Annotated in this window: 19 protein-coding genes and 1 riboswitch; of the genes, 7 read left to right on the top strand and 12 right to left on the bottom strand. The window is 73.3% G+C overall.

Annotated elements, in window-relative coordinates; genetic code table 11:
* The first annotated feature begins 38 nt into the window (after positions 1–38).
* Positions 39–1,841: a serine/threonine-protein kinase gene (locus ACZ68P_RS15260; protein WP_471006187.1), complete on the top strand. Its 1,803-nt coding sequence runs from the start codon at positions 39–41 to the stop codon at positions 1,839–1,841.
* 39 nt (positions 1,842–1,880) lie between these two features.
* On the opposite strand, the gene ACZ68P_RS15255 is transcribed toward ACZ68P_RS15260, so the two are convergent.
* The gene (locus tag ACZ68P_RS15255; RefSeq protein WP_471006185.1) at positions 1,881–2,648 is read right to left on the bottom strand and encodes a methyltransferase domain-containing protein; all 768 of its coding nucleotides are present in this window, start codon (positions 2,646–2,648) and stop codon (positions 1,881–1,883) included.
* Between the two features lie 127 nt (positions 2,649–2,775).
* Here ACZ68P_RS15255 and ACZ68P_RS15250 point away from each other — a divergent pair, with 127 nt between their 5' ends.
* Positions 2,776–4,167 carry a cytochrome P450 gene (locus tag ACZ68P_RS15250; RefSeq protein ID WP_471006182.1) on the top strand — a complete coding sequence of 464 codons (1,392 nt, stop codon included), beginning with the start codon at positions 2,776–2,778 and terminating at the stop codon, positions 4,165–4,167.
* A 209-nt stretch (positions 4,168–4,376) separates the two neighbouring features.
* On the opposite strand, the gene fusA is transcribed toward ACZ68P_RS15250, so the two are convergent.
* Complete coding sequence (gene fusA / locus ACZ68P_RS15245; protein WP_471006181.1) at positions 4,377–6,503, bottom strand: elongation factor G; 2,127 nt, start codon at positions 6,501–6,503, stop codon at positions 4,377–4,379.
* Positions 6,504–6,951: 448 nt separating this feature from the next.
* Positions 6,952–7,332 (bottom strand): ATP-binding protein, encoded by a 381-nt coding sequence (locus ACZ68P_RS15240; RefSeq protein WP_471006179.1) that lies wholly within the window; start codon positions 7,330–7,332, stop codon positions 6,952–6,954.
* 271 nt (positions 7,333–7,603) lie between these two features.
* Here ACZ68P_RS15240 and ACZ68P_RS15235 point away from each other — a divergent pair, with 271 nt between their 5' ends.
* On the top strand, positions 7,604–7,843 hold the full coding sequence (locus ACZ68P_RS15235; protein WP_471006177.1) for a DUF397 domain-containing protein: 240 nt from the start codon (positions 7,604–7,606) through the stop codon (positions 7,841–7,843).
* 85 nt (positions 7,844–7,928) lie between these two features.
* Complete coding sequence (locus ACZ68P_RS15230; protein ID WP_471006176.1) at positions 7,929–8,831, top strand: helix-turn-helix domain-containing protein; 903 nt, start codon at positions 7,929–7,931, stop codon at positions 8,829–8,831.
* A gap of 48 nt (positions 8,832–8,879) precedes the next feature.
* Here the strand turns inward: ACZ68P_RS15230 and ACZ68P_RS15225 are convergent, their stop codons facing one another.
* Positions 8,880–9,689: an SAM-dependent methyltransferase gene (locus tag ACZ68P_RS15225; protein WP_471006174.1), complete on the bottom strand. Its 810-nt coding sequence runs from the start codon at positions 9,687–9,689 to the stop codon at positions 8,880–8,882.
* A 297-nt stretch (positions 9,690–9,986) separates the two neighbouring features.
* Here ACZ68P_RS15225 and ACZ68P_RS15220 point away from each other — a divergent pair, with 297 nt between their 5' ends.
* Complete coding sequence (locus ACZ68P_RS15220; RefSeq protein WP_471006172.1) at positions 9,987–11,351, top strand: NAD(P)/FAD-dependent oxidoreductase; 1,365 nt, start codon at positions 9,987–9,989, stop codon at positions 11,349–11,351.
* A gap of 31 nt (positions 11,352–11,382) precedes the next feature.
* Here ACZ68P_RS15220 and ACZ68P_RS15215 read toward each other — a convergent pair whose 3' ends face one another.
* The 6 genes from ACZ68P_RS15215 to ACZ68P_RS15190 all read right to left on the bottom strand — a co-directional run bounded on the left by ACZ68P_RS15215 (position 11,383) and on the right by ACZ68P_RS15190 (position 17,887).
* Entirely contained in the window at positions 11,383–12,309 is a 927-nt protein-coding gene (locus ACZ68P_RS15215) for a glutaminase (RefSeq protein ID WP_471006170.1), read from the bottom strand.
* 7 nt (positions 12,310–12,316) lie between these two features.
* The gene (locus tag ACZ68P_RS15210) at positions 12,317–14,353 is read right to left on the bottom strand and encodes a prolyl oligopeptidase family serine peptidase (RefSeq protein ID WP_471006168.1); all 2,037 of its coding nucleotides are present in this window, start codon (positions 14,351–14,353) and stop codon (positions 12,317–12,319) included.
* The gene (locus tag ACZ68P_RS15205; RefSeq protein WP_471006166.1) at positions 14,350–14,709 is read right to left on the bottom strand and encodes a hypothetical protein; all 360 of its coding nucleotides are present in this window, start codon (positions 14,707–14,709) and stop codon (positions 14,350–14,352) included. Before ACZ68P_RS15205 ends, ACZ68P_RS15210 begins: the two co-directional genes overlap by 4 nt.
* A 439-nt stretch (positions 14,710–15,148) precedes the next feature.
* Complete coding sequence (locus ACZ68P_RS15200) at positions 15,149–16,648, bottom strand: carboxylesterase/lipase family protein (RefSeq protein WP_471006165.1); 1,500 nt, start codon at positions 16,646–16,648, stop codon at positions 15,149–15,151.
* A 277-nt stretch (positions 16,649–16,925) separates the two neighbouring features.
* Positions 16,926–17,498, bottom strand: coding sequence for a hypothetical protein (locus ACZ68P_RS15195; RefSeq protein WP_471006163.1), 573 nt, complete (start codon positions 17,496–17,498; stop codon positions 16,926–16,928).
* A complete protein-coding gene (locus ACZ68P_RS15190) occupies positions 17,495–17,887 on the bottom strand; it encodes a PadR family transcriptional regulator (protein ID WP_471006161.1) in 393 nt (130 codons plus the stop codon). The genes ACZ68P_RS15195 and ACZ68P_RS15190 overlap by 4 nt, the downstream gene beginning before the upstream one ends.
* Positions 17,888–18,274: 387 nt before the next feature.
* Positions 18,275–18,434, top strand: a riboswitch (cyclic di-AMP (ydaO/yuaA leader).
* 2 nt (positions 18,435–18,436) lie between these two features.
* On the opposite strand from ACZ68P_RS15190, the gene ACZ68P_RS15185 reads away from it, so the two are divergent.
* Positions 18,437–19,327, top strand: a complete 891-nt coding sequence (locus ACZ68P_RS15185) for a LysM peptidoglycan-binding domain-containing protein (RefSeq protein ID WP_471006159.1) — start codon at positions 18,437–18,439, stop codon at positions 19,325–19,327.
* 194 nt (positions 19,328–19,521) lie between these two features.
* Positions 19,522–20,667, top strand: coding sequence for a hypothetical protein (locus tag ACZ68P_RS15180; protein WP_471006157.1), 1,146 nt, complete (start codon positions 19,522–19,524; stop codon positions 20,665–20,667).
* A gap of 133 nt (positions 20,668–20,800) precedes the next feature.
* Here the strand turns inward: ACZ68P_RS15180 and ACZ68P_RS15175 are convergent, their stop codons facing one another.
* Both ACZ68P_RS15175 and ACZ68P_RS15170 read right to left on the bottom strand, forming a co-directional pair.
* Positions 20,801–21,571 (bottom strand): hypothetical protein, encoded by a 771-nt coding sequence (locus ACZ68P_RS15175; RefSeq protein WP_471006156.1) that lies wholly within the window; start codon positions 21,569–21,571, stop codon positions 20,801–20,803.
* Between the two features lie 193 nt (positions 21,572–21,764).
* Positions 21,765–22,343: a Type-2Aa cytolytic delta-endotoxin gene (locus ACZ68P_RS15170; RefSeq protein ID WP_471006153.1), complete on the bottom strand. Its 579-nt coding sequence runs from the start codon at positions 22,341–22,343 to the stop codon at positions 21,765–21,767.
* Positions 22,344–22,395: the final 52 nt, after the last annotated feature.

The raw sequence follows: 22,395 nt of genomic DNA, 5'->3' as shown, positions 1-22,395 counted from the left end.
CGTTCGATATCGACGCGCGGTGCGGGGGGCATGAGTTGATGAGCGGTCAGCAGCCGGACCGGGGCAGCGCCCCGCAGGTCTTCCAGCCCCTCGGGGGAGACGACCCGGCGACGATCGCCGGATACCGCATCGCGGCCAAGCTCGGCGCGGGCGGCATGGGCAAGGTGTACCTGTCGTACACCCCCGGCGGCCGGCCCGTCGCGATCAAGGTGATCCGCCCCGAGTTCGGCGAAGACCCCGAGTTCCGTCGCCGGTTCGCCCAGGAGGTGCAGTCGGCGCAGCGCGTGCAGGGCCTGTTCACCGCGCCCGTGATCGACGCCGACACCGACGGCACGCACCCGTGGCTGGCCACCGCGTACGTCCCGGGCCCCTCGCTCGCCGACGCGGTCGTCGCGCACGGCGCGCTGCCCGTCGAGACGGTCCTGCTGCTGATCGCCGGCATGGCCGAGGCGCTGCACGTCATCCACGGCGCGGGCATCGTGCACCGCGACCTCAAGCCGTCCAACGTGCTCCTCGCGGCCGACGGCCCCCGCGTCATCGACTTCGGCATCGCCTACGCCGCCGACGCGACGTCGCTCACCGGCAGCGGTGTCACCATCGGGACGCCCTCCTTCATGGCACCCGAGCAGGCGGCGGGCCGCAGGGTCACCCCGGCCACGGACATCTTCGCGCTCGGCCAGGTGGCGGCGTACGCGGCGACAGGGACCCCGGCGTTCGGCGAGGGCACCTCGCACGGCGTGCTCTACCGCATCGTCCACGAGGAGCCGGACCTCGGCGCGGTGCCGGACCGGCTGCGGGAGCTGGTGACCCACTGTCTCGCCAAGGACCCCGAGGCCAGGCCGACCATCGCCGAGGTCATCGCCCTCTGCCAGTCCGCCAACGCGGAGACGGTGCTGCGCCGCCCCGAGGACTGGCTGCCGGGCGCGGTCGCCGCCGACATCACCGTACGCGCGGCGGCTCCCGCGCCCGTGCAGACCCCGCCGCCGCCCACGGCTCCGCCGGCGTCCGCCGCGTACTCGCCCACCGTGCCGGCCGGCCCCACCGGCCCTCCCCCCGGCTACGGCCCGCCCGTGGCGCACCGGCCCCCGCACCCTTCACCGGCCCCCGGCCCCTACGCCCCTCCCCCGGCCGCGTACCCGCACGCCTACGCGCCGACCCAGGCGGCGCACCCGGGGCAGTCGGCGCCCATGGCGCCGGGGACGCAGCCTGGCCAGAACCGCCCGCCCCTCTACGCACAGCCCCCCGCCGCGCGGAACACGGGCGGCAGGACGGCGGTCATCGCGCTCGCCGCGGCGCTCGTCTTCGGTCTCGTCGGCGGCGTGACGGCGTACGCCCTGCTCAAGGACGAGGGTCGCGAGACCGCCCAGGGCCGCGGGACGCCGCCGGAGACCGGGACGGGCAAGGGCGGCGGAGAGACCGTCGGAGCCAAGCCGACCGCCAGGCCCGACCCGAAGCCCGACGTCCACAAGGGCATCAACCTGACGGCCGGATACCACCTGACCCTCGGGGACGGCAGCCTCCGCCCCCAGATCGGCGAGGACGGCGGCTACGAACTGTCGTACGACACCGGTGGCTATCTGGACGCCGAGAGCCAGGACGGGAACCTGGTACTGCTCGACCCGGACCAGGAGGGTTCGCTCGCCACCTGCCGCGCGGAGACCCGGTTCACGAAGGACGTCTACGTCAACAAGCTCTCCGAGGGCCGCCAGGTCTGCGTCACGACCGGCACGGGCCATCTGGGGCTCGTCACGGTCAAGGGCTTCTCCGCCGAGGACTCGCCCAGCACCTACCTGACCCTGGACGTGACCGTCTGGCGCAACGCCGTCACCTCCGGCGGCTGAGCCTTCCGGGACACCACGGGGTCCGGACGCGGGCCCGCTCTACGCGGCGGGCTTGCGGGCCTCGACGAGGAAGCGCGCCGTGTGGGCCACGAAGGGCCCGTCCGACTCGATCAGGTCGTGCAGCTCGCGCAGCCGGTCGCGGTACGCCTCGACGGTGAAGCCGGGCACCATCCAGATCACCTTGCGCAGGAAGTAGACGACGGCGCCGATGTCGTGGAACTCGGTGCGCAACCGCTCCGAGCGCACCTCGACGACCTCCAGGCCCGCGGCTTCCGCCTCGGCCACGGCGTCGTCCGGGTGCCGGGCGCGGCGTACCTCCTCGGGCTGCGGCCCCAGGAAGTACTCGACGAGTTCGAACACGCTCGCCGGCCCCACGTGCTGGGAGAAGTAGACGCCGCCCGGACCGAGCACGCGGGCGATCTCCTGCCACCACGCCTTGACGGGATGCCGGCTCACGACGAGGTCGAAGGCCCCGTCCCCGAAGGGCAGCGGCGGCTCGTCCGGGTCGGCCACCACCACCGCGCCGCGCGGGTGGAGCAGCGCGGTGGCCTTGGCGACGTTGGGCGGCCAGGACTCCGTCGCCACCATCGTCCTCGGCAGGACGGGGACGCCGGCGAGGACCTCCCCGCCTCCGGTCTGGATGTCGAGCGCCGCCGTGGCACGGGCCAGGCGCGCACCCATCAACCGCTGGTAGCCCCAGGACGGCCGCTGCTCGGTGGCCCTTCCGTCGAGCCAGGAGAAGTCCCACCCGTCCACGGAGACCGTGTCGGCCTCCGCCACCAGTTCCTCGAACGATCGCCGCGTCATCCGGCCATTCTGCCCGGTCCCCCGCCCCGGGGGCTTCGGCCCGCCCCCGCCCGCGCGACGATGGCGGGCCGCGTGATCCTCCGCACACGGCCACGGAGACCGCGCGGGCTCGTGTTAGCGTCCCGCCGTGATCTACCAGGCCGTGACCGGACCCGCGCCGCACAGCGGAGTGAGCGGCGGCTGCCCGTACGGCCCCGCAGACGCCGCGGGTACGCGCAGAGCCCCGGTCACGGCCGACGCCTCGGCAGGGAGCGGCGTCACGGACTCGTCCGCTTCCCTCGACGGGCACGGACTCCTCGACCTCTTCGGCGACGGCTTCGTCCGCGACCCGTACCCCTGGATGGACACGCTCCGCCGCGAGTCGCCGGTCCACCACGATCCCGCCACCGGTCTGTGGCTGGTCAGTCGGCACGCCGACATCCGGACGGTGCTGCTCGACCAGAAGGCGTTCCTCCCCGACAACGCCCAGCACGCGGTCACCCCCCTCGGCGTCCCGGCGCTGCGGGTGCTCGCCCGCGCCGGCTTCCGGGTGCGGCCGGCCCTGGCCAACAACGGCACCGACAGCCATCCCGGGCTGCGCCGGGTGGTGACCCGGTTCTTCAACGCCCACCGGGTCGCGGCGGCGGTGCCGCTGATCGAGCGGATCGCCGACGAACTGCTCGACGGGGTACGGGCGCGCCTCGGCGCCACGGGCGGATGCGACCTCTTCTCCGCCTTCGCCCAGGTGCTTCCCTGCCGGGTGATGATGGAACTCCTCGGGGTCGACGCCCTCGACGCGGCGACCCTCGCCCGTTGGAGCGACGCGTCGCTGGAGCTGTTCTGGGGGCGGCCGACTCCCGAGCGGCAGCTCGAACTGGCCGAGCTGGTGGGCGAGTTCCACCAGTGGCTGACCGCGGCGGTGAACGGCGAGGCGGTGCCCGGGGACAGTCTCATGGGCGCCCTGATCCGCCACCGGCTGCCCGACGGACGGCCACTGGACGTCCAGACCGCCGTCGGGGCCTGCTTCTTCGTCTTCGTCGCGGGCCAGTCGACCACCGGGCAGCTGATCTCCACGGTGCTCCGCAGCGCGCTGGCGGAACCGGGGCTCTGGCCCCGGCCGGCGCACGAGGAGCCGCTGGCCCCGGCCTGGGTGGAGGAGGTGCTGCGCCGCGAACCGCCCGTCACCTCCTGGCGCCGGGTGACCTCGCGGCCGGTGGAGCTGGGCGGGGTACGGCTGCCCGCCGGCGCCCCCCTGCTGCTGATGCTCATGGGGAGCGGCTCCGACCCGGAGGTCTTCACCGATCCGGCGCTGATGCGTACGGACCGGGCGGAGGTCCGCCATCACCTCGCCTTCGGGGCGGGCCGCCACCGTTGCCCCGGCGCGTCCCTGGCCCGCACGGAAGCTGCCGTCGCCCTGCGCGCGACGGCCCGGCGCCTGCCGGCCGTCCGGCTCGCCCCGGCCCCGGCGGACCCGCCGATGCTCGGTCTGCTCTCCTTCCGGGCCCCGCTGCGCATCGACGTGGTGGCCGGACCGGCCTGAGCGCCGGGTGGGTGCACACCACCCGGCACGCCGTCGACGAGCACCACGTCAGGGTGCCGCCCCACGGACGGACGGATCAGCCCCCTGGGGAGCGTCCGGAACGTATCGGCGTCCGCCAGGAGGGCGGGGCGCTGCTTTCGCAACACGCCCGAGGACGAGGGTGAGGCCCACGAACGGGCCCGCCCCCGAGGAGGCGGGCCCGAGGCGGGCTACCGGTCGGCCGTCAGGCCGGCCGGGACCGGGGCGTAGCCGGCGGGCCGGGTGGTGAACGTGCCCCGGCCCTGGGTGCGTCCGCGCAGGCGGGACGCGTAGCCGAAGAGCTCGGCCAGCGGGACCGTGGCGGTGACCACCGCGGTCCCGGCCCGTGCGGTGGAGCCCGAGACACGGCCGCGCCGTGCCGCGAGGTCGCCGAGGACTCCGCCGACCGCGCTGTCGGGCACGGTGACGGTGACCTCGACCACCGGTTCGAGCAGCGTCATCGCGCTGGCCCGCAGGGCTTCACGCAGCGCGAACCGGGCCGCCGTCCGGAACGCCATCTCCGAGGAGTCCTTGGAGTGGGTGGCCCCGTCGGTCAGCGTGACCCGCACCCCGGTCACCGGATGACCGCCGAGCGGGCCCTCCAGCAGCGCGTCGCGGCAGCCTGCCTCCACCGCGCGGACGTACTCCTGCGGCACGCGCCCACCAGTGACGGTGGAGCGGAACGCGAACCCCTCGGCACCGGACGCCCCGGCCGCACAGGCCGCACCGCCGGCCCCGTCGGCCGCTTCCTCCAGCGCCCCGACGTCGAGGACGACATAGGCGAACTGCCCTGCCCCTCCTTCCTGTTTGACGTGCCGGTACACATGGCCCGACACCCCGCGCACGACGGTCTCGCGGTAGGCCACCCGCGGCCTGCCGACGGCGATGTCGACGCCCTGGGCCCGGCGGATCTTCTCCACCGCGACCTCCAGGTGCAGCTCGCCCATGCCCGACAGCACGGTCTGTCCGGTTTCAGGGTCGGTCCGGACGGCCAGGGAGGGGTCCTCCTCGGCCAGCCGGGCCAGCGCGGACGCCAGCCGCTCGGTGTCCAGGCTGCGGCGGGCCTCGACCGCGACGGAGACCACCGGCGCCGCCACGGCCGGCGGTTCGAAGAGCAGCGGCGCGTCGGGCGCGCACAGGGTGGCGCCGGGGCGGGCCGCCTTCAGCCCGACGACGGCGACGATGTCACCGGCCCCTGCCCGGTCCACGTCGGTGTTCCGGTCCGCCTGCACGCGCAGGATGCGCCCCACGCGCTCGGTACGTCGTGCGCCGACGTCGAGCACGGCGTCCCCCTTCCCGATCGTTCCGGCGTAGACACGCAGGTAGGTGAGCCGTCCGGTGGCGGTGGAGTGCACCTTGAACACCAGGGCGGCGAACGGCTCCGCCGGGTCGGCGGCCCGTTCGATCTCGGCGCCGTCGAGCGTCCCTCGCACCGGTGGGACGTCCAGCGGCGACGGCAGGTACGCCACGACGGCGTCGAGGAGCGGCTCCATCCCCCGGTCGCGGTAGGCCGAGCCGCACAGGACGACCACACCCTCACCGCTTCGGGTCAGGTCGCGCAGCGCGGTGACCAGGGTGTCCGCGCCGAGCACCGTCTCCGCGCAGAACTCCTCCAGCGCGGCGGGATGGAGCTCGGCCACCGCCTCCTCCAGGGCTCGGCGGCGGCGGAGGGCCTCCTCCCGCAGACCGTCCGGCACGGGGCCTTCGGTGTACGTGTCGCCGCCGGCGGCCCAGACGAGGGTGCGCATGCGGAGGAGGTCCACCACGCCGGTGAAGCCGTCCTCCTGACCGATCGGCAGCTGGACGACCAGCGGGACGGTGCCGAGCCGGTCCTTGATCGAGGCGACCGCGGCGTCGAGGTCGGCGCCGGCCCGGTCCATCTTGTTGACGAAGGCGATCCGCGGCACCCGGTGGCGGTCGGCCTGCCGCCAGACCGACTCGCTCTGGGGCTCGACGCCCGCGACGGCGTCGAAGACCGCGATGGCGCCGTCGAGCACGCGCAGCGAGCGTTCCACCTCGTCGGAGAAGTCGACGTGCCCGGGGGTGTCGATGAGGTTGATCCGGTGGTGGTCCCAGTCGCAGCTGACCGCCGCCGCGAAGATGGTGATGCCGCGGTCGCGCTCCTGCGGGTCGAAGTCGGTGACGGTCGTGCCGTCGTGGACCTCGCCCCGCTTGTGGGTGGCGCCGGTCAGGTAGAGCATCCGCTCGGTGACGGTGGTCTTGCCGGCATCGACATGGGCGAGGATGCCCAGGTTCCGGACCTGCCGCAGGGAGGTGCCGGTGAAGGTGGTCGTCTGGCGTCGAACGTCGGTACGCACGGCCCAAGGCCTTTCGCTGTCATGGAGAACAGGGCGGCGCGATTCCCGGACGAAGGGGGGCCTGGAGCGGTGCCGGCGGCGCCCCGGCGTGGGGGCGTCCGCTCGTCAGGTCCGCTCATCCGCGTGACCGCCCGCCGGCTTCGTGCCGGGGGGCCGTGGACGGGGTCAGGAGTTCGTCACGGGCTTCCGGTGCGGGCCGCGCGGCCGGCACCGGGACGACGAGGACATCAGGATCACGTCGTACCGTGACCGGGGGACGACGACATCGGTGCGGTGACGCACGGTCGGTCTCCCCTCACTGGTCCCGGCGCGGGCCGGGACGTCGGCGGCGCGTGCCGCGAGTGTAGGGAGTCGGACCGGGACTCGGACACCGGTTTTTCCGGGAAGCCGTCGGACGGCGACGGAGCGCGCCCGGGAGGGGCGACGGAGAATCCCTCCTGACCCTGGGTCAGGCGGCGCGGACGGTCGGCAGGAGAAGCGCCGCCCAGACCGTCTTGCCCCGGGGCGCTGCGGGTTCCCAGGACCAGCTGTCGCTCAGCGCCTCGATCAGGTGCATGCCGCGTCCGCCGGTCCCCAGGTCCTCCACGGGCCGCGGACGGGGCGGCACGGGGCTGGGGTCGGTGACGGCGGCGACGAGGTGGCGCGAGTGCAGCGAGAGCCCCAGCCACACGGGGTACTCGGTCTCCTCCACGGCGCTCTCGGGACAGCCGAGCGCGTGGCGCACCGCGTTGGTGACGAGCTCGGTGACGACGAGCTCCAGGTCCGCCGCCAGCGCGGGCAGGACCCAGCCCTCCAGCGTCAGCAGGACGAACCGTCTGGCGCGTGACACGTTCTGCGGGCGCCCGTCGAGTCCGCACGCTGCGAAGCCGAGCGGTAGGTCCGCTTCACCTCGTGCGGGAGCGGACATGGGATCGAGCGCTAAGGCCGACCTGTGAGTGATCACCTGTCATGTCTCCCTGCGAGCCCCGAAGTTCGATGCTGCGGCGGTCTATGAGGAACGAGTATTGTCGAGGGCACACCGAAAGTGCAATTGCATCTGGGATTGCAGTCGTGCGATCTCGTGGACGGATGTACGGATGCCGTACGGATCAGGAGGGCCCATGGCCGCGGAACTGTTCAACGGGATGAGGGCGAGCGCGCTGGCCCCGGTCAGCTGGGTCAAGAGCCGCCACAGCAACGCCACGGGCAACTGCGTGGAGCTGGCCGCCCTCCCCGACGGCGGGGTCGCGCTGCGCAACTCGCGGGACCCCGAGGGGCCCGCGCTGGTCTATACGCGCGACGAGATCGCGGCGTTCATCGCCGGTGCGCGCGACGGGGACTTCGACTTCGCAATCGGCTGAAAACCGCCGCTGCGATCCGCGTCCCTGGCCGGACGTCGCCCCTCCCCGCTAACCTCGTCCCCTCATGAAGATGCGGGAGCGCGTGATGGCTGGAGCCGAACCGAGTTCGCCCCTGTTCGTCCCTTCCATCGGGACGGTCGAGAACAACCCCACCGCACTCAAGCTGATCCTCGGCGGCAAGCTGCGCGAACTGCGCGTGGCGGCGGGCCTCGAACCGGCCGACGTGGACGCCCGCCTGGGTTTCTCCCGTTCCAAGACGAGCCGGATCGAGCTGGGACGGCACGGCTGCAAACCGGCCGACGCGATGGCCCTTCTCGCGCTGTACGGAGTGACGGACGGCGCCCGCTCGGAGGAGTTCCTCCGACTGGTCCGGCAGTCCCGGCAGGCCGAGTGGTGGCGGTCCTTCAGCGACGTGCTGTCGGACTTCTTCGCACCGCTGGTCGCCCTCGAAGGGGCGGCGGCACTGATCCGGTCCTACGAACCGTTCTACGTCCCGGGCCTGCTCCAGACAGCCGCGTACACGCGCGCCGTGGTGCGATCGGGGCCGGGCCGCCTCCTCCCCCACGAGGTCCAGCGCCGGATCGAGCTGCGCCAGGAGCGGCAGCGACAGCTCGACAGGCCGGGCGGGCCCCGGCTGTGGGCGGTGATCGACGAGTCGGTGCTGCTGCGGAGCGTCGGCGGCCCCGAGGTCATGCGGGGCCAGCTGGAGCACCTGGTCGACCTGATGGGCCGGTCCCGGGTGACGCTGCAGATCGCGCCGCTCGACGTGACGGCGGCGATCGGCGTCGGTACCGGCGTGACGTATCTGCGGTTCGCGCTGGGCGATCTGAAGGACGCCGTCTACATCGAGCACCTGACCGACAGCACGTTCAGTCAGAAGCCGGCCGACGTGGAGCAGTACCGGGACATGCTCGACCGGTTGAGCGCGTGCGCGCTGACTCCCGCCGAGTCCCTGGAACGGGTCAAGGACCGCCTCGGCCTCCTGTGAGGGTCACGGCGGTCCGGCGGGCGGCCCCGGGCCGCCCGCCCACGCGCGTCACAGCCGGGCGACGCCACCCCATTCGAGCCATTCGTCGCTGGGCTGCACCGGCGCCAGGTCGCTGTCCGGCCGCCAGGTCGAGACCTCCACCAGCCCTGGCGGGAGGATGTCGAGACCGTCGAGGAAGCCGGCGACCTCGCTCTCCTCACGGACCCGGCCCCAGTGACCGCCGGTGGCCTCCGCCATGAAGTCCGTCACGAACTTCCGGATCTCCGGGCGGTCGCTGACGAGCTGGCACACCACCAGGAAGCTGCCTGGCGCGAGGCGGTCCGCGACCCGGCGGATCAGCCCGGCCGGATCGTCCTCGTCCGGGATGCAGTGCAGCACCGAGACGAAGAGCGCGGCGACGGGCTGGTCGAAGTCGATGAGACGCCGGGTCTCCTCGTGACCGAAGATCCCGTCGGTGTCCCGCATGTCGGCCTGGATCACGGCCGTCCGGTCGTTCTCCTCCAGCAGGGCCCGCCCGTGGGCCAGGACGATCGGGTCGTTGTCGACGTACACCACCCGTGAGGACGGGTCGACGGCCTGGGCGACCTGGTGCACGTTGTCCTGGGTGGGCAGCCCGGATCCGTGGTCGACGAACTGCCGGATCCCGTAATCGGCCGCGAGCATCCGTACGACACGGCGGAGGAAGTGCCGGTTGTTCACGGCGAGGACCTTGGTGCTGGGAACCTGCTCGAGCAGTTGCTCGCAGGCGTCGCGGTCCGACTGGTAGTTGTCGTCGCCCCCCAGGAAGTAGTCGTACATACGCGCCACACTCGGCACGCTGGTGTCGATGGCGTCCGGGCGCCACGACTTGCCTTGCATCCAGTCCTCACCCGTGTCTTCGCTCGCAGGGAAACCCAGGCCGACCATGCTAGGGACCGCCCGTGGGCCCGGTACAGAACTCCGCCAGGACCGGCACCCCGAAGCGCGGGTTCCGGCCAGGGAAGAAACCGAGCCGTACCGGCGCAAACGCTCGTCCTCGGCCGGGGCGCGCCGAGCCGAGGCCGCCGGGCCGTGGAGGGCCCCGGCCGTCACTCCATCGGCGGGCGGCACGGGTTTCCGTTTCCCCGATGCGGTTACTGGAGATCCAAGGACTCCCCACCCCGAAGGACGGACACCGTGACCCGACCGAGGATCCTCGTCGTGGGCGCCGGCTTCGCCGGAGTCGCCTGCGTCCGGCGGCTTGAGCGGCGACTGGCCGGCCGGGAGGCCGAGATCTCGCTGCTGACACCCTTCTCGTACCAGCTGTACCTCCCGCTGCTCCCCCAGGTGGCGGCGGGCGTGCTGACGCCCCAGTCCGTCGCCGTGTCGCTGCGCCGCAGCGAGCGGCACCGGACCCGGATCATCCCCGGCGGCGCGATCGGCGTGGACGCCAAGGCCAAGGTCTGCGTGGTCCGCACGATCACCGGCGAGATCGTGAACGAGCCGTACGACCACCTCGTCCTCGCGCCCGGCAGCATCACGCGGACCTTCGACATCCCCGGTCTCACCGAGCACGCCCGCGGGATGAAGACCCTCGCCGAGGCGGTCTTCATCCGCGACCACGTGATCGCCCAGCTCGATCTGGCCGACGCGGGCCAGGACGAGGCCGAACGCGCGGCCCGTCTGCAGTTCGTGGTGGTGGGCGGCGGCTACGCCGGGACGGAGACGGTCGCCTGCCTCCAGCGCCTCACCCACACCGCCGTCAAGCGCTACCCCCGGCTGGACCCGAAGCTGATCAAGTGGCACCTGGTGGACATCGCGCCCAAACTGATGCCCGAACTGGGCGACAAGCTCGGCAGCGCCGCCCTCGACATCCTCCGACGGCGCGGGATCGAGGTCTCGCTCGGGGTGTCGGTCGCATCCGTGGACGACAACAACGTCACGCTCACCGACGGCCGGGTGCTGCCCTGCCGCACGCTGATCTGGACGGCCGGTGTCGCGGCCAGCCCGCTGATCGGCACCCTGGAGGCGGAGACGCACAAGGGCCGCCTCGTGGTCGGCGCGGACATGACCGTGCCGGGGCTGGACGGCATCCACGCCCTCGGCGACGCCGCCGCCGTGCCGGACCTGGCCAAGGGCGACGACGCCATCTGCCCGCCGACCGCCCAGCACGCGCTGCGGCAGGGCCGGAAGGTCGCCGACAACCTCGTCGCCGCCCTGCGCGGGCAGCAGACCTTCCCCTACGTCCACAAGGATCTCGGCCTCGTGGTGGACCTGGGCGGCCGGGACGGCGTCTCCAAGCCGCTCGGTGTCGAACTGCACGGCATGCCGGCCCAGGCGGTGGCCCGCGCCTACCACTGGTCGGCGCTGCGCACGAACGTCGCCAAGACCCGTGTGATGACGAACTGGCTGCTCAACGCCGTCGCCGGTGACGACTTCGTACGGACCGGATTCCTGGCGTCCAAGTCCGGGACGCTGCGGGACTTCGAGTACACCGACGCCTATCTGACCCCCGACCAGGTACGGGCCCACACCGCCTCGCTGCGGGCGGGAAGCCGCTGATCCGCGTCGCACGGCATCACGATCACCGGTCTCAGAAGACGGAGAGGCCGGTGATCGTGGTGAAACGGTCCAGCGCCGCCACGCCCGCGACGGAGTTGCCCCGCTCGTCGAGGCCCGGGCTCCAGACGCAGAGCGTGCACCGGCCGGGGACGACGGCGATGATGCCGCCGCCCACCCCGCTCTTGCCGGGCAGCCCCACACGGTAGGCGAAGTCCCCGGCCGCGTCGTAGGTACCGCAGGTGAGCATCACGGCGTTGACCTGTTTGGCCTGGCTGCGGGAGAGCAGGCGCGATCCGTCGGAGCGGATGCCGTGGCGGGCGAGGAAGCCCGTGGCGAGCGCCAGGTCGGCGCAGGACGCGGCGATCGAGCACTGGCGGAAGTACTCGCGCAGCAGCGTGGGCACCGGGTTGACGATGTTGCCGTAGGACGCCATGAAGTGGGCGAGTGCGGCGTTGCGGTCGCCCCGGTCGGTCTCGGAGGCCGCCACGTCCCGGTCGAAGTCGAGGTCCTCGTTGCCGCTCTCGGCGCGCAGGAAGTCCAGCAGGCAGCCCGAGGCGTCCCCGCTGAGCCGGTGCAGCCGGTCGGTGACGACGAGCGCGCCGGCGTTGATGAACGGATTGCGGGGGATGCCGTTCTCGTACTCCAACTGGACCAGCGAGTTGAAGGGGTTGCCGGACGGCTCCCGTCCGACGTGCTCCCAGAGGGTGTCCCCCTCGCGGGCCAGGGTGAGCGCGAGGGTGAAGGCCTTGGTGACGGACTGCGTGGAGAAGGGGTGCTGCCAGTCCCCCACCCCGTACACCGTGCCGTCGAATTCGGCCACGGCCATCCCGAAGCGTCCGGGGTCGGCGGAGGCGAGCGCCGGGATGTAGTCGGCGGGGCGGCCACGGCCGGTGAGGCTCTCGATCTCCTCGGCGATGCGCTCGAGGACGGGCATGAAGGACTGCAGCATGATCACCATTGTGCGGTCACTCCGGCCGGAGCGTCCGCCGGAGGAAGGTGTGTTCCAAAGCGTCGTTGAAGGCCGTCTGCGCGTGGTCGGCGGCTCCCGCGTGGCCGCCGGACAGCGTCTCGTGGAAGAGCACGCGGTGACCGAGCTCCCGCAGCCGGGCGGCCGTCTTGCGGGCATGTGCCGGGTGAACGCGGTCGTCCCTGGTCGAGGTGGTGAGCAGCACGGGCGGATAGGGACGGTCCGCGCGCAGCCGATGGTACGGCGAGAGAGCGGCCAGGTGGAGCCGGTCGGCGGGGTCGTCGGGGTCGCCGTACTCGGCCGTCCAGCTGGCTCCGGCGAGGAGCCGGTGGAAGCGCAGCATGTCCAGGAGGGGGACGTGGGCCACGATCGCGCCGAACAGCTCGGGGTACGCGACGAGCATGGCGCCCATCAGCAGACCGCCGTTGCTGCCGCCGGTGATCCCGAGCCGGTCCGGGGTGGTGACGCCGCGGGCGTGGAGGTCGCGGGCGACGGCGGCGAAGTCCTCGAACGCGCGCTGCCGGTCCGCCTTCAGCGCGGCGCGGTGCCAGTCCGGCCCGTACTCCCCGCCGCCACGGATGCCCGCCACCACGTAGGTGCCGCCGTGCGCCAGCCACGCCCGGCCGCGGACGGCGTCGTAGTGGGGCGTGAGGGCGACCTGGAATCCGCCGTACCCGGTGAGGAGGGTGGGCCCGGGCCGTGCGGATCCGGACTCCGGGCCGACCACGGTGTAGGGCACACGGGTGCCGTCGGCGGAGGTCGCGAAGTGGCGGCGGACGGAGAGCCCTGACGTGTCGAACCGTTCCGCCGCCCGTTTGATCACCTCGCTCTCCGCGCCGATCTCGCCCCGGTACAAGGTGGAGGGCCGGAGGTATCCGGTGATCGCGAGGAAGTACTCGTCGCCGGTGTCGGGATCGGTGTCCGTGAGGGTGGCGGACGCCATCGGGGGCACCTCCGCCATCGGCCGGCGTTCCCACCCGTCGGGCCCGGGCGTGAGGACGTGCACGCGGCCCTCGACGTGGTCGAGGGTCTCCGTGATCAGGTGGTGGCGCGTCCAGGCGTGGCCGATCAGGGCCGTGTGCTCCTCCGGGGCGTGCAGCACGGCCGGCGCGCGCTCGCCCGCCATGAAGGCCTCGAAGTCGAAGGCGAGCAGGGTTCCGGCGGCGTGCCCCAGCCAGGGGGAGGTGAGGGTGACCAGCAGCCACCGGCGGTGGACGGAGCACTCGGCGTCGTCGGGGACGTCGATCCTCCGGAGCGTGTCCTCCTCGCCCAGCAGATACGTCTCCTGGTGCCAGAAGTCCTTGTGACAGGCCACGAAGTCGCGTTCGAAGCCCGGCGTCGGGTCGTGCCAGGCGGAGACGGAGAGGTCCGTCTCCGCCGCCTCGTAGAGGAGTTCGGCCTCGGCGGGAGGGGTGCCCCGCCGCCAGCGTCGTACCGTACGCGGATAGCCGGCGGCGGTCATCGAGCCGGGGCCGAGGTCGGTACCGAGGTAGAGGTGGTCGCGGTCGATCCAGGAGACGCTGGTCTTGGCCTCGGGGAGCCGGAAGCCGTCGTCCACGAAACGGCGGGTGAGCAGGTCGAACTCCCGCACCACCACGGCGTCCCCGCCGCCGCGCGAGAGGCTCAGGAGCGCGTGCCGGTGCTCGGGGGCCAGCGTCCGCGCACCGTGCCAGGTCCAGTCCTCGCCCTCGGCCGCGGCCAGGGCGTCGAGGTCGAGGAGGACGTCCCACTCCGGCTCGTCCTTGCGGTACTGCTCCAGCGTGGTGCGGCGCCACACTCCCCGGGCGTGGTCGGCGCTCTGCCGGAAGTCGTAGAGGTACGCGCCCCGGCGGCGGGTGTACGGGATCCGGTCGGGCGCGTCGAGGACCTCGCGCAGGTCGGCCGCCATGGCCTGGAACCCCGGATCGGCGGTCAGTTCCGCGACCGTCTCGGCGTTGCGCTCGCGGACCCAGGCCAGCGCCGCTTCCCCGTCGGTCTCTTCGAGCCACAGATAGGGGTCGGCGCCGGCGTCGATGCCGCTGTCGGTGTCGGTCACGCGTCGGTGGGGGCGGCAGCGGCCGGGGCGGGGGTGTCGAGTTCCCAGGAGTGGCGCTTGAACTCGCGGAGGAAGTCGGGGTGGTCCTCCCAGTGGCGGGCGACGCCGCGCAAGACGTCCCAGTTGTGCTCCAGCGCCTGGTCGATGATGTCCCGGGTGGTCCGGTCGGCGGTGGCCCGCTGCTCGGCGAGGCCCTTGACGGCCGCGGCGGCCTTCACGGTGTTGAGCAGCGCGCGCAGGGAGCGGGAGGTGTCGTCCATTCCGAAGCCGTGCTCGCTGCCGGTCTCGGCGTCGAACAGCGGGCGCAGGCGCGCCTCGATGAACGCGGTGACGCGCTCGAAGTGCTGGGCGTCCATCAGGTCTTCCTCTCCTGGGGCGGGCGCGGGTCGACCCGCCCTCCCGGGTGGTTCGCGGGTGGGGCACGGCGCGCGGCGGTGGCCGGTTCCCCGGCCGCCGGCAGGCGCGTCGCGATTATCGCGCGTCGCGGCGCGGGCCGGGCGAAGGGGGCCGCCGCGGTCCGGCCGGCGCCGTCGGTCGGTGGACGGGGAGCGGGCCCGAAGGGGCGGGGCCGGACGGGCGGGGGCAGACGGGAGGGGCTGGGCCCGGAAGGACGGGGGTGGCCCGGAAGGGCGGGGTCCGCACGGCGGGGTGCTCCCGCGCTCGGGCCCTACGGGCGGGGCCTCACGGGCGGGCGGGCCACGCGGGCGTGAACCGCAGCGCCGGCCTCAGGGGCGGGGGCTCACGGGCGAGCGCCTTCCGGGTGGGCGCCTCGCTGAGGAGCGCTTCGGTGGCGGGTCACAGCCGCAGCGGCGTCGCTCGGACGTCTTCCCAGAGGCCGTGCGCCTCCACCGGGCCCTCGTCGCGGTCGGCGGGGACGGCCCACACGTGGACCGGACCGCCGGTCCGGCCGTCGAGCTGCTCCCAGCCGGGGTCCCCGTCGGTGGCGAAGGCGGCCCAGGCGTGGACCATGCGCCGGGAAAGGGCCCGGTCGTCCGCGTCGGCGGGGCCGCCGGTGAGGAAGTCGACGCCGACGGCGTCCAGCGTGCCGAGGGCGAAGGGGACGTCCGCCGCGTGCCAGGCGCGGACCGGAGTCCCGTCGGCGCGGGTGCGGCGCCGGTCGAACCGGGAGAGGCGCGTGCGGCCGCCGGCGCGGGCATGGGACCGCGCGAGGCGCACGGTGTGGGCGGCGAACAGCGCGTCCCCGGCCAGCGCGAGGTAGATGTCCAGCACCGGCATGCCCGTCATGAGGACGCGGTAGCGCTCGACGAGGTGGTCGGGGAGGTCCCAGTGCGCGGCGAAGCGCGCGAGGTCGTCCTCGGTGGTGGCCGGGGGCATGCTGCCGACCTGGTGCATCAGCCAGTACTCCTCGGTGGTGTGACAGGCCAGGAGGTCGATGTCGCGGCCGGCGCCGTCGGCGAAGGCGTCGAACGGGTCGGCGGTGAGGAGTTCGCCGTCGAGGACCGGCCCGTAGATGACCGTGTCGTAGTGGAGCGGTCCGGAGTCGGGGTCGGCGGCGTACCGCGCCACGACGCGGTCCGAGGCCCCGACGAGCGCCTGGGGGGGCGCGGTGAGCAGGCCCTCGGCGGTGAACGGGACACCGGCGGCGTCGGCGACCTGTCGGGCGAGGCCCGCGGCGAGGTCCGGCGGGAAGGAGGCGTCGGGGACGCTGTGGGCGATGGCGCGGTGGAAGAGGCCGTCGGCACGTCGGCTGCTCATGAGGCAGGCGACCGCCCCGGCGCCTGCGGACTGCCCGGCGACGGTGACGTCGGCCGGGTCGCCGCCGAAGGCGGTGATGTGGTCGCGTACCCATTCCAGCGCGGCGATCTGGTCGAGCAGTCCGCGGTTGTCGGGAAAGCCGGGCACGTGGCCGAACCCTTCGAAACCGAGGCGGTAGTTGCAGGTCACCACGGTCAGACCGGCGCGGGCGAGGGTGGATCCGTCGTAGTCGGGCTGGGCGGAGGAGCCGAAGGTGTAGGCGCCGCCGTGGATCCAGAACAGGACGGGGAGCGGGCCCTCTGCGTCTTCCGGCGCCCAGACGTTGAGGGTCAGGACGTCCTCGTCGCCCGGGCGCCAGACCGGGGCCCCGGGCAGTTCCGCGGACTGCGGGGCGACAGGCCCGAAGCGCGTGCAGTCCCGTACCCCGTCCCAGGGCTCGACGGGCCGGGGCTCGCGGAAGCGGGCGGCCCCGAACGGCGGTGCGGCGTAGGGGATTCCCAGGGTGACGCGCAGCCCGTCGGTGATCGTGCCCCTGACCTCGCCGAGCTTCGTCGTCACGGTCGCCCGGGCCGCTGGCACACCCACAGATGGTCCCCTATCGGTTCGCGGTTCGGCCGGTCCGTCCGTCCGTCCGTCCGGTTGCACAGGCTTCCACGGCGCCCACAGCCCGGCAATCGCATAATCCGCCGTCGTCGCTGTTCGCGAGTCGGCCACCTCAGCCCGAGCGTCAGTCGTGGTCCAGACCCCTCGGAGCGGCGGCGCGCGGGCCGCTCCGACGTGGTACGTCGTGGCGGCGGCCGCCGCCCTCTCCCCTCCCGCCATCGGTGCGAACGATGCCGGCCCGGCGCCGGGAGGGTCACGGCCTGTCCGGCTCGCCCGCCGCGCGCTTGCGAGCCCGTCCGTCGGCGACGGCGTACGCGAGTCCCGGAAGCACCAGCGCCACGCTCGCCCACAGCGGCACGCCGAACAGCGGCTCGGCACCGGCGAGCCGGTCGGTGATCACGAGGGCCGGGAGGCCGACGACGAGCGCGACGAGCCAGCCCTTGCCCAGGCCCAGGGAGCCTCGGCGCAGCTCCAGCGCGACGGTGACCACGGCGATCGCGGCCCAGAAGGCCAGGTGGCCCGCGGTGACGTCCACGCCCGGGGTCCACCGGCGCAGGTGGGTGATCAGCAGCAGCACGCCCGCGACGAAGGGGATCATCGCCGCGAGGCGGGCCACTCGCCGGTGCAGTGGCCGGCGGGCGTCGGCCCAGGAGGCGGCGAACGCCTTGACGTCCTCGCCGACCACGTCGTGCGGGGTGCGCCCGGCGGCCTCCGCGTCCTGAAGGTGGGCGGCCAGCTCGGCGAGCATGTCGCGGACGGCCGCGTCGTCGATGCCCCGGTACTCCCAGTTGCTGCGGCAGACCGCGAGTATGCGTTCGGATGTCATGTGGTCGTTTCCCCCGTCGGTTCGATGGTGCGGTCAGCCGGGCCGGCCAGGACACGGCCGGCCTGGGCGGCGAAGTCCCGCCAGACGGTCCGCCCGCCGTCCAGTTCGGCCCGGCCCGGCCCGGTGAGCCGGTAGTACTTGCGGGGCGCGCCGCCGCTGGCCGACGGCGCCCGGTACGACTCGACGAGCCCGGCCCGCTCCATCCGGGCGAGCAGGGGGTAGATGCTTCCCTCACTCACCAGCTCCAGACCGCTCTGCGTGAGCGCCTCGACGAACTCGTAGCCGTAGCGCGGCCGTTCGGCGATCAGGGACAGCAGACAGAGGTCGAGCACCCCGCGCAGAAGCTGGCTGCGCCGCTGGTCACCGGCGCCCGGCAGCTCCTTTGTCATGCGGTGCATGATAGTGAGCGACTACCTTGCACCGCAAGGCATTCCCCCCCGACCCTCCCCTCGCATCGGACACAAGTGGCCAAAAGGGATATTGAGGAGTATTAATGCACTTTCCCTTTGGAGATTGCACACTCCGGTGAATCCCTCATAAAGACTGATATCACTCCCCCGGTGACGTGAATCACGCCGCGGCGCGGAACGACCCCCGGCGACCCGGCGACCCCCTGCCTCCCAAGGAAGTTCGGCCCGGCCCGTCCCCGTATCGAGGGCCAGGTCACACCACGGGCGCACATTCCGGAATTACCCGCACGGCCCGGGACTTGTTTTCGTCGACATTTCTCGCCTACGGTCACCTGCATTCGAGCGGATCGCCGAATCCTGCCACCGCCCGAAAGACCACCTATTCACCCGTCGGCAGGAGCGGGGGACCCACTTTTCTCTCCGGTTCGGGATTCCGGATCGGATCGGGGTGAAGTCGCACACGTGCGGCCGGGCATCTCCAGCCCGAACCCGACAGCTCACCCCGCAGGCGCCGGAGAGGAACCCATCATGCCTGCACACGGTAAGCACCGGCGCCCCAAGCACCGTCCCCTCACTCGTGGTCTCGCCCTCGCGGGCACCGGCGGCGCCGCCCTGGCCCTGCCCCTGGTCGCGACCGCCGCCGCCCACGCGACGCCCTCCGCCGCCTCCGGAACGTCCACCGGAATTGCCACGGAGAAGACCGTCTCCAGCGCCGTGGAAAAGATCAAAGAATCGATTCCCGCCGCCGCGACCCCGGCGCGGTCCTACACGGTCACGGCCGGTGATTCCCTTTCCCTGATCGCGCAGGAGCAGGGCGTGCGCGGCGGTTGGAAGGTCCTTTACAACATCAACCGCAGCGTCGTGGGTGACAACCCGTCACTCATCCACCCGGGTCTGGAACTGACGCTCCGGAAGCAGGCGGCCGCGCCCAAGGCGCCGGCCAAGGCGGAGACGACGACCAAGCCGAAGGCGAAGGCCAAGGCCAAGGCCAAGCCGAAGAGCACGGCGAGCACGAGCACCGACCGCGCCAGCCGTTCGCAGGACCGCGGCGCCGCACCGGTCAAGGCGGCGCAGGCCGCCCCCGCCGCTCCGCGCTACACCAACGACCTCGACGGCTGGATCCGCGAGTCGCTGGACGTCATGGCGTCGTACGGGATCCCCGGCACCTACGAGGGGATCCAGCGCAACATCATGCGGGAGTCCTCCGGCAATCCGCAGGCCATCAACCTCTGGGATTCCAACGCCGTCAAGGGCACTCCCTCGAAGGGCCTGCTCCAGGTGATCGAGCCGACCTTCCTCGCCTATCACGTCCCCGGTACGTCGATGGACCTCTTCGACCCCGTCGCGAACATCACCGCCGCCTGCAACTACGCGGCCGACCGCTACGGCTCGATCGACAACGTCAACGGCCCCTACTAAGCGGCCGGTGAGGACGACGACGGCGAGGACCCGGCCGCTCGGGGGCCGGGACCTCGCCGTCGCCGTGCGCCCACCGACCGCCCCGTAAGCGGTCTGCGGCATTCCGTCCCGCGCGCCGACGACGGAAGGCAGGATGGGCCCTTCGCAGACCCACGGCCGGGGAGACCGCGGGTCGTCGTCGAAGGGGGAGACAGTTGAAGAGAAGCATCGCCTGGTGCGCCGGCGCGGTCGCGCTGGCGGCTCTGATCACCGGGGCGGGGCCCGCCACGGCCGATGATGCCGCCACCGCGCGAGCGGGGATGTGCGAGCCGGGACCGACGGTCCTGCCCTCGCTCCCGGCCTCGACGGGCGGCGCGTTTGCCACCGAGGGCGTGCACGACCTCGGCCCCCGCCGCCTCGCCGTCGGCGCGAGCGGCGGCCTGCCCGTGTACTGGACCGGCGACCGGGTCCACCCGGTGCCGCTCCCCGCCGGCTACGACGAGGGGGTCGTCCGCGCGGTCAACCGCAAAGGGCTCATGGCCGGCTGGCTGACGCGGCGGTCCGACCGCACGGTGGCCCTGTTCACCTTCCGCAGGGGCGACCCCGCGGTCCGCCTCCTCGGCGAGGGCGGGACCTCGGGCCAGGCCGACATCGACGTCAGCGACTCCGGCGTCGTGGCGGCCGTCGACACCGACGGCACACCGAAGGCGTGGCGTGGCGGACGCCTGCTGCGCACCCTCGCACTGCCCCCGGACGCCGGCCCCGGCACGATCGTCACCCGCGTCACCGGCATCAACGCGCGCGGGGACGTCGTCGGCGCGGCCGAGCGGTCCTACGAGTCGGACGAGGGCTTCGCCTTCGCCTCGTTCCCCGTCCTGTGGCCGGCCGACGGGGGCCCGGCGCGGGCGCTGCCGGTGGCCAGGGCGGAGTACCTGGTGCACAACCTGGCGGAGGGCGTGGACGATGCGGGGCGGGTGGCCGGGTACGTCGCCGTCACCGACCGGTTCGACCCCGACCACCAGCCGTGGGTCTGGACGCCGCCGCACGCGGACCACGGCGGCTCGCCCGGCGTGCTCGCCGGGCAGCGGGAGGGCACCTTCGAGGCGGTCAGTCCGACGACGAACGTCTCCGTCGGCACCGCCATGACCCATGAGGAGGGCGCCCCCCTCAAGCCGTACCAGGCCCAGCTGTGGCCCGGGCAGGGCCCCGTCCGCGCCCTGCCGTCCCTCGCCCCGGACGGCTCCGCGCGCGCCCGGGCCGTCTCGGACGACGACCGCGTGGGCGGCGTGGCCGTGGACGCGGCGGGCATCGCCCGGCCGGTGGTCTGGGGCTGCGCGAGCCGCCAGGCGTACCTGCCGTAGCGGCTCCGCCGGACGCGAACCGCCGCCGCCCGGGACCGCCGGGTGGCGGCGGTGTCCTCGCGGGTCCTCCGCGCCCGGGCCTCGACCGCGCGCCCGATGGCGGCGGCGCACGGCGGGGCCTTCCGGACACGGCCTAGCGGGCGATGTCGGCCTTCGGGCCCATGACGATGACCGGCTCCCTCGCCGGGTCGAGAGCGCGCAGGAGCTCCGGCATCACCTCGCGGGCGAGCGAGACGCAGGCCTGGGTCGGCCCGCCGTGGTCGACGTGGATCCACACGCCGCCGCCCTTGGCCGCTCCCAGCGGCCTCTTCTTGTTGAGGGGGGTCGTGCCGGGGATCCGGTTGTAGTCGATGGCGATCACGTAGTCGAAGGAGCCTTCCAGGGGCTCGCCGGCGAAGCCCGTGCCCTGGAGCGCGAACTCCTCGTCCTGGTCGTAGGGCAGCAGCGAGCCGGGGTCCGGGAGCCGCCCGCCGGCGTCGCCGACGCGGAACACCCCGATCGGTGAGCGCAGATCACCGGCCACATGGTCGTCGGTCCAGCCGCGCAGCGCGTTGTGGGCGGGCCACGGTCCGGCGACCCGGTTCCACCGCCTGCTCGCGTCCCGCTCGTAGAGCACGGCCGTCGCCTCGTTGGTGGTCGCCGTCTCCCCCAGCACCACGAGGGCCTGGGTGGTGCCGACGGGAAGGGCCGCACGCGTGGCCGGGCCGACTCCCGGGATGCGGTCGACCCAGGCGGCCTCCGGCCTCGGGGCCGGGCGGACGTGCGGTACGGAGTCGCGGTCGCCGGGTGGTCCCGCCGCTCCCCTGACGGGTGCGGGGGGTGGCGCCTCGGTGCAGGCGGCGAGGAGCAGCGCCGCGCACAGGGTGGTCGTCAACGCTCGTAGGGCGGCCTTGCGGACAGGCATGGGACGGCATCCTCCGACGCTGGGGGGAGCGGAGCAACGCAGCGATCCGTACCCGCTCCGCCTCCGTCTCCTGCCCCGGGTCCGCACACTCACCCGTCCAGGGCACGCGGCGGCCTGACGGGGCGGCGGACGGCGGCGTCCTCGTCCGGCCCGGGACGGCGGGCCGGGGCGACGGGCGCCCGTCGGGTACGGGTCAGGCGGCCAGACCCAGTTGCTGGCGGACCACGATCGCGTTGAGGCGGATCGTGTACGGGGCGACGTCCGCGATCCCGAGGGCGCCGACCCGCTCCTTGTCCAGGCCGACGGTCACGTCGATGCAGAAGGCGATCGCGTACATGTACGCGCCCGTCTCCTCGTCCTGCAGGGCGAAGAACAGGTCGCGGTAGTAGCGGGTGCGCTCCTGCGCCTCCTCGTAGTACGAGAGCCCGGGCTCGCCCTCCTGCGCGGCGAGGCCGGTGAACGCGTGGACGAGTTCCTGCTCGATGGTGTCCCAGAAGGACGCGTCGGCGAACTCCTCCGGGAGCGCCTGGCGCACGGCCTCCTTGAGGGAGAGCACCATGACCACGACCGGGGCGTTCTCCTGGAGTCCCCAGCCCCGGACCATCTTGACGATGGCGCTGTCCGGTATGGCGGAGGCCGCCTCCCTGATGTTGTCGAAGTCGAAGTTGACGGTCGCCGGGGCGATCGCCTCCTGGAACAGCCGGTCGATGGCCCGGGCCTGGTCGAGGTGGTCCGGGCCCACCTCGATGACGGTCTTGAAAGCTGCGGCCATGCACTCCTCCTGGGTGTCGCGGATCTGCGGTGATCAAGAGGGGTCAGTATGC

It is taken from the genome of Streptomyces sp. NPDC036822 (assembly GCF_055609145.1).
The sequence above is the reverse complement of the archived record's forward strand: the minus strand, read 5'-3'. Positions and strand labels throughout refer to the sequence as shown.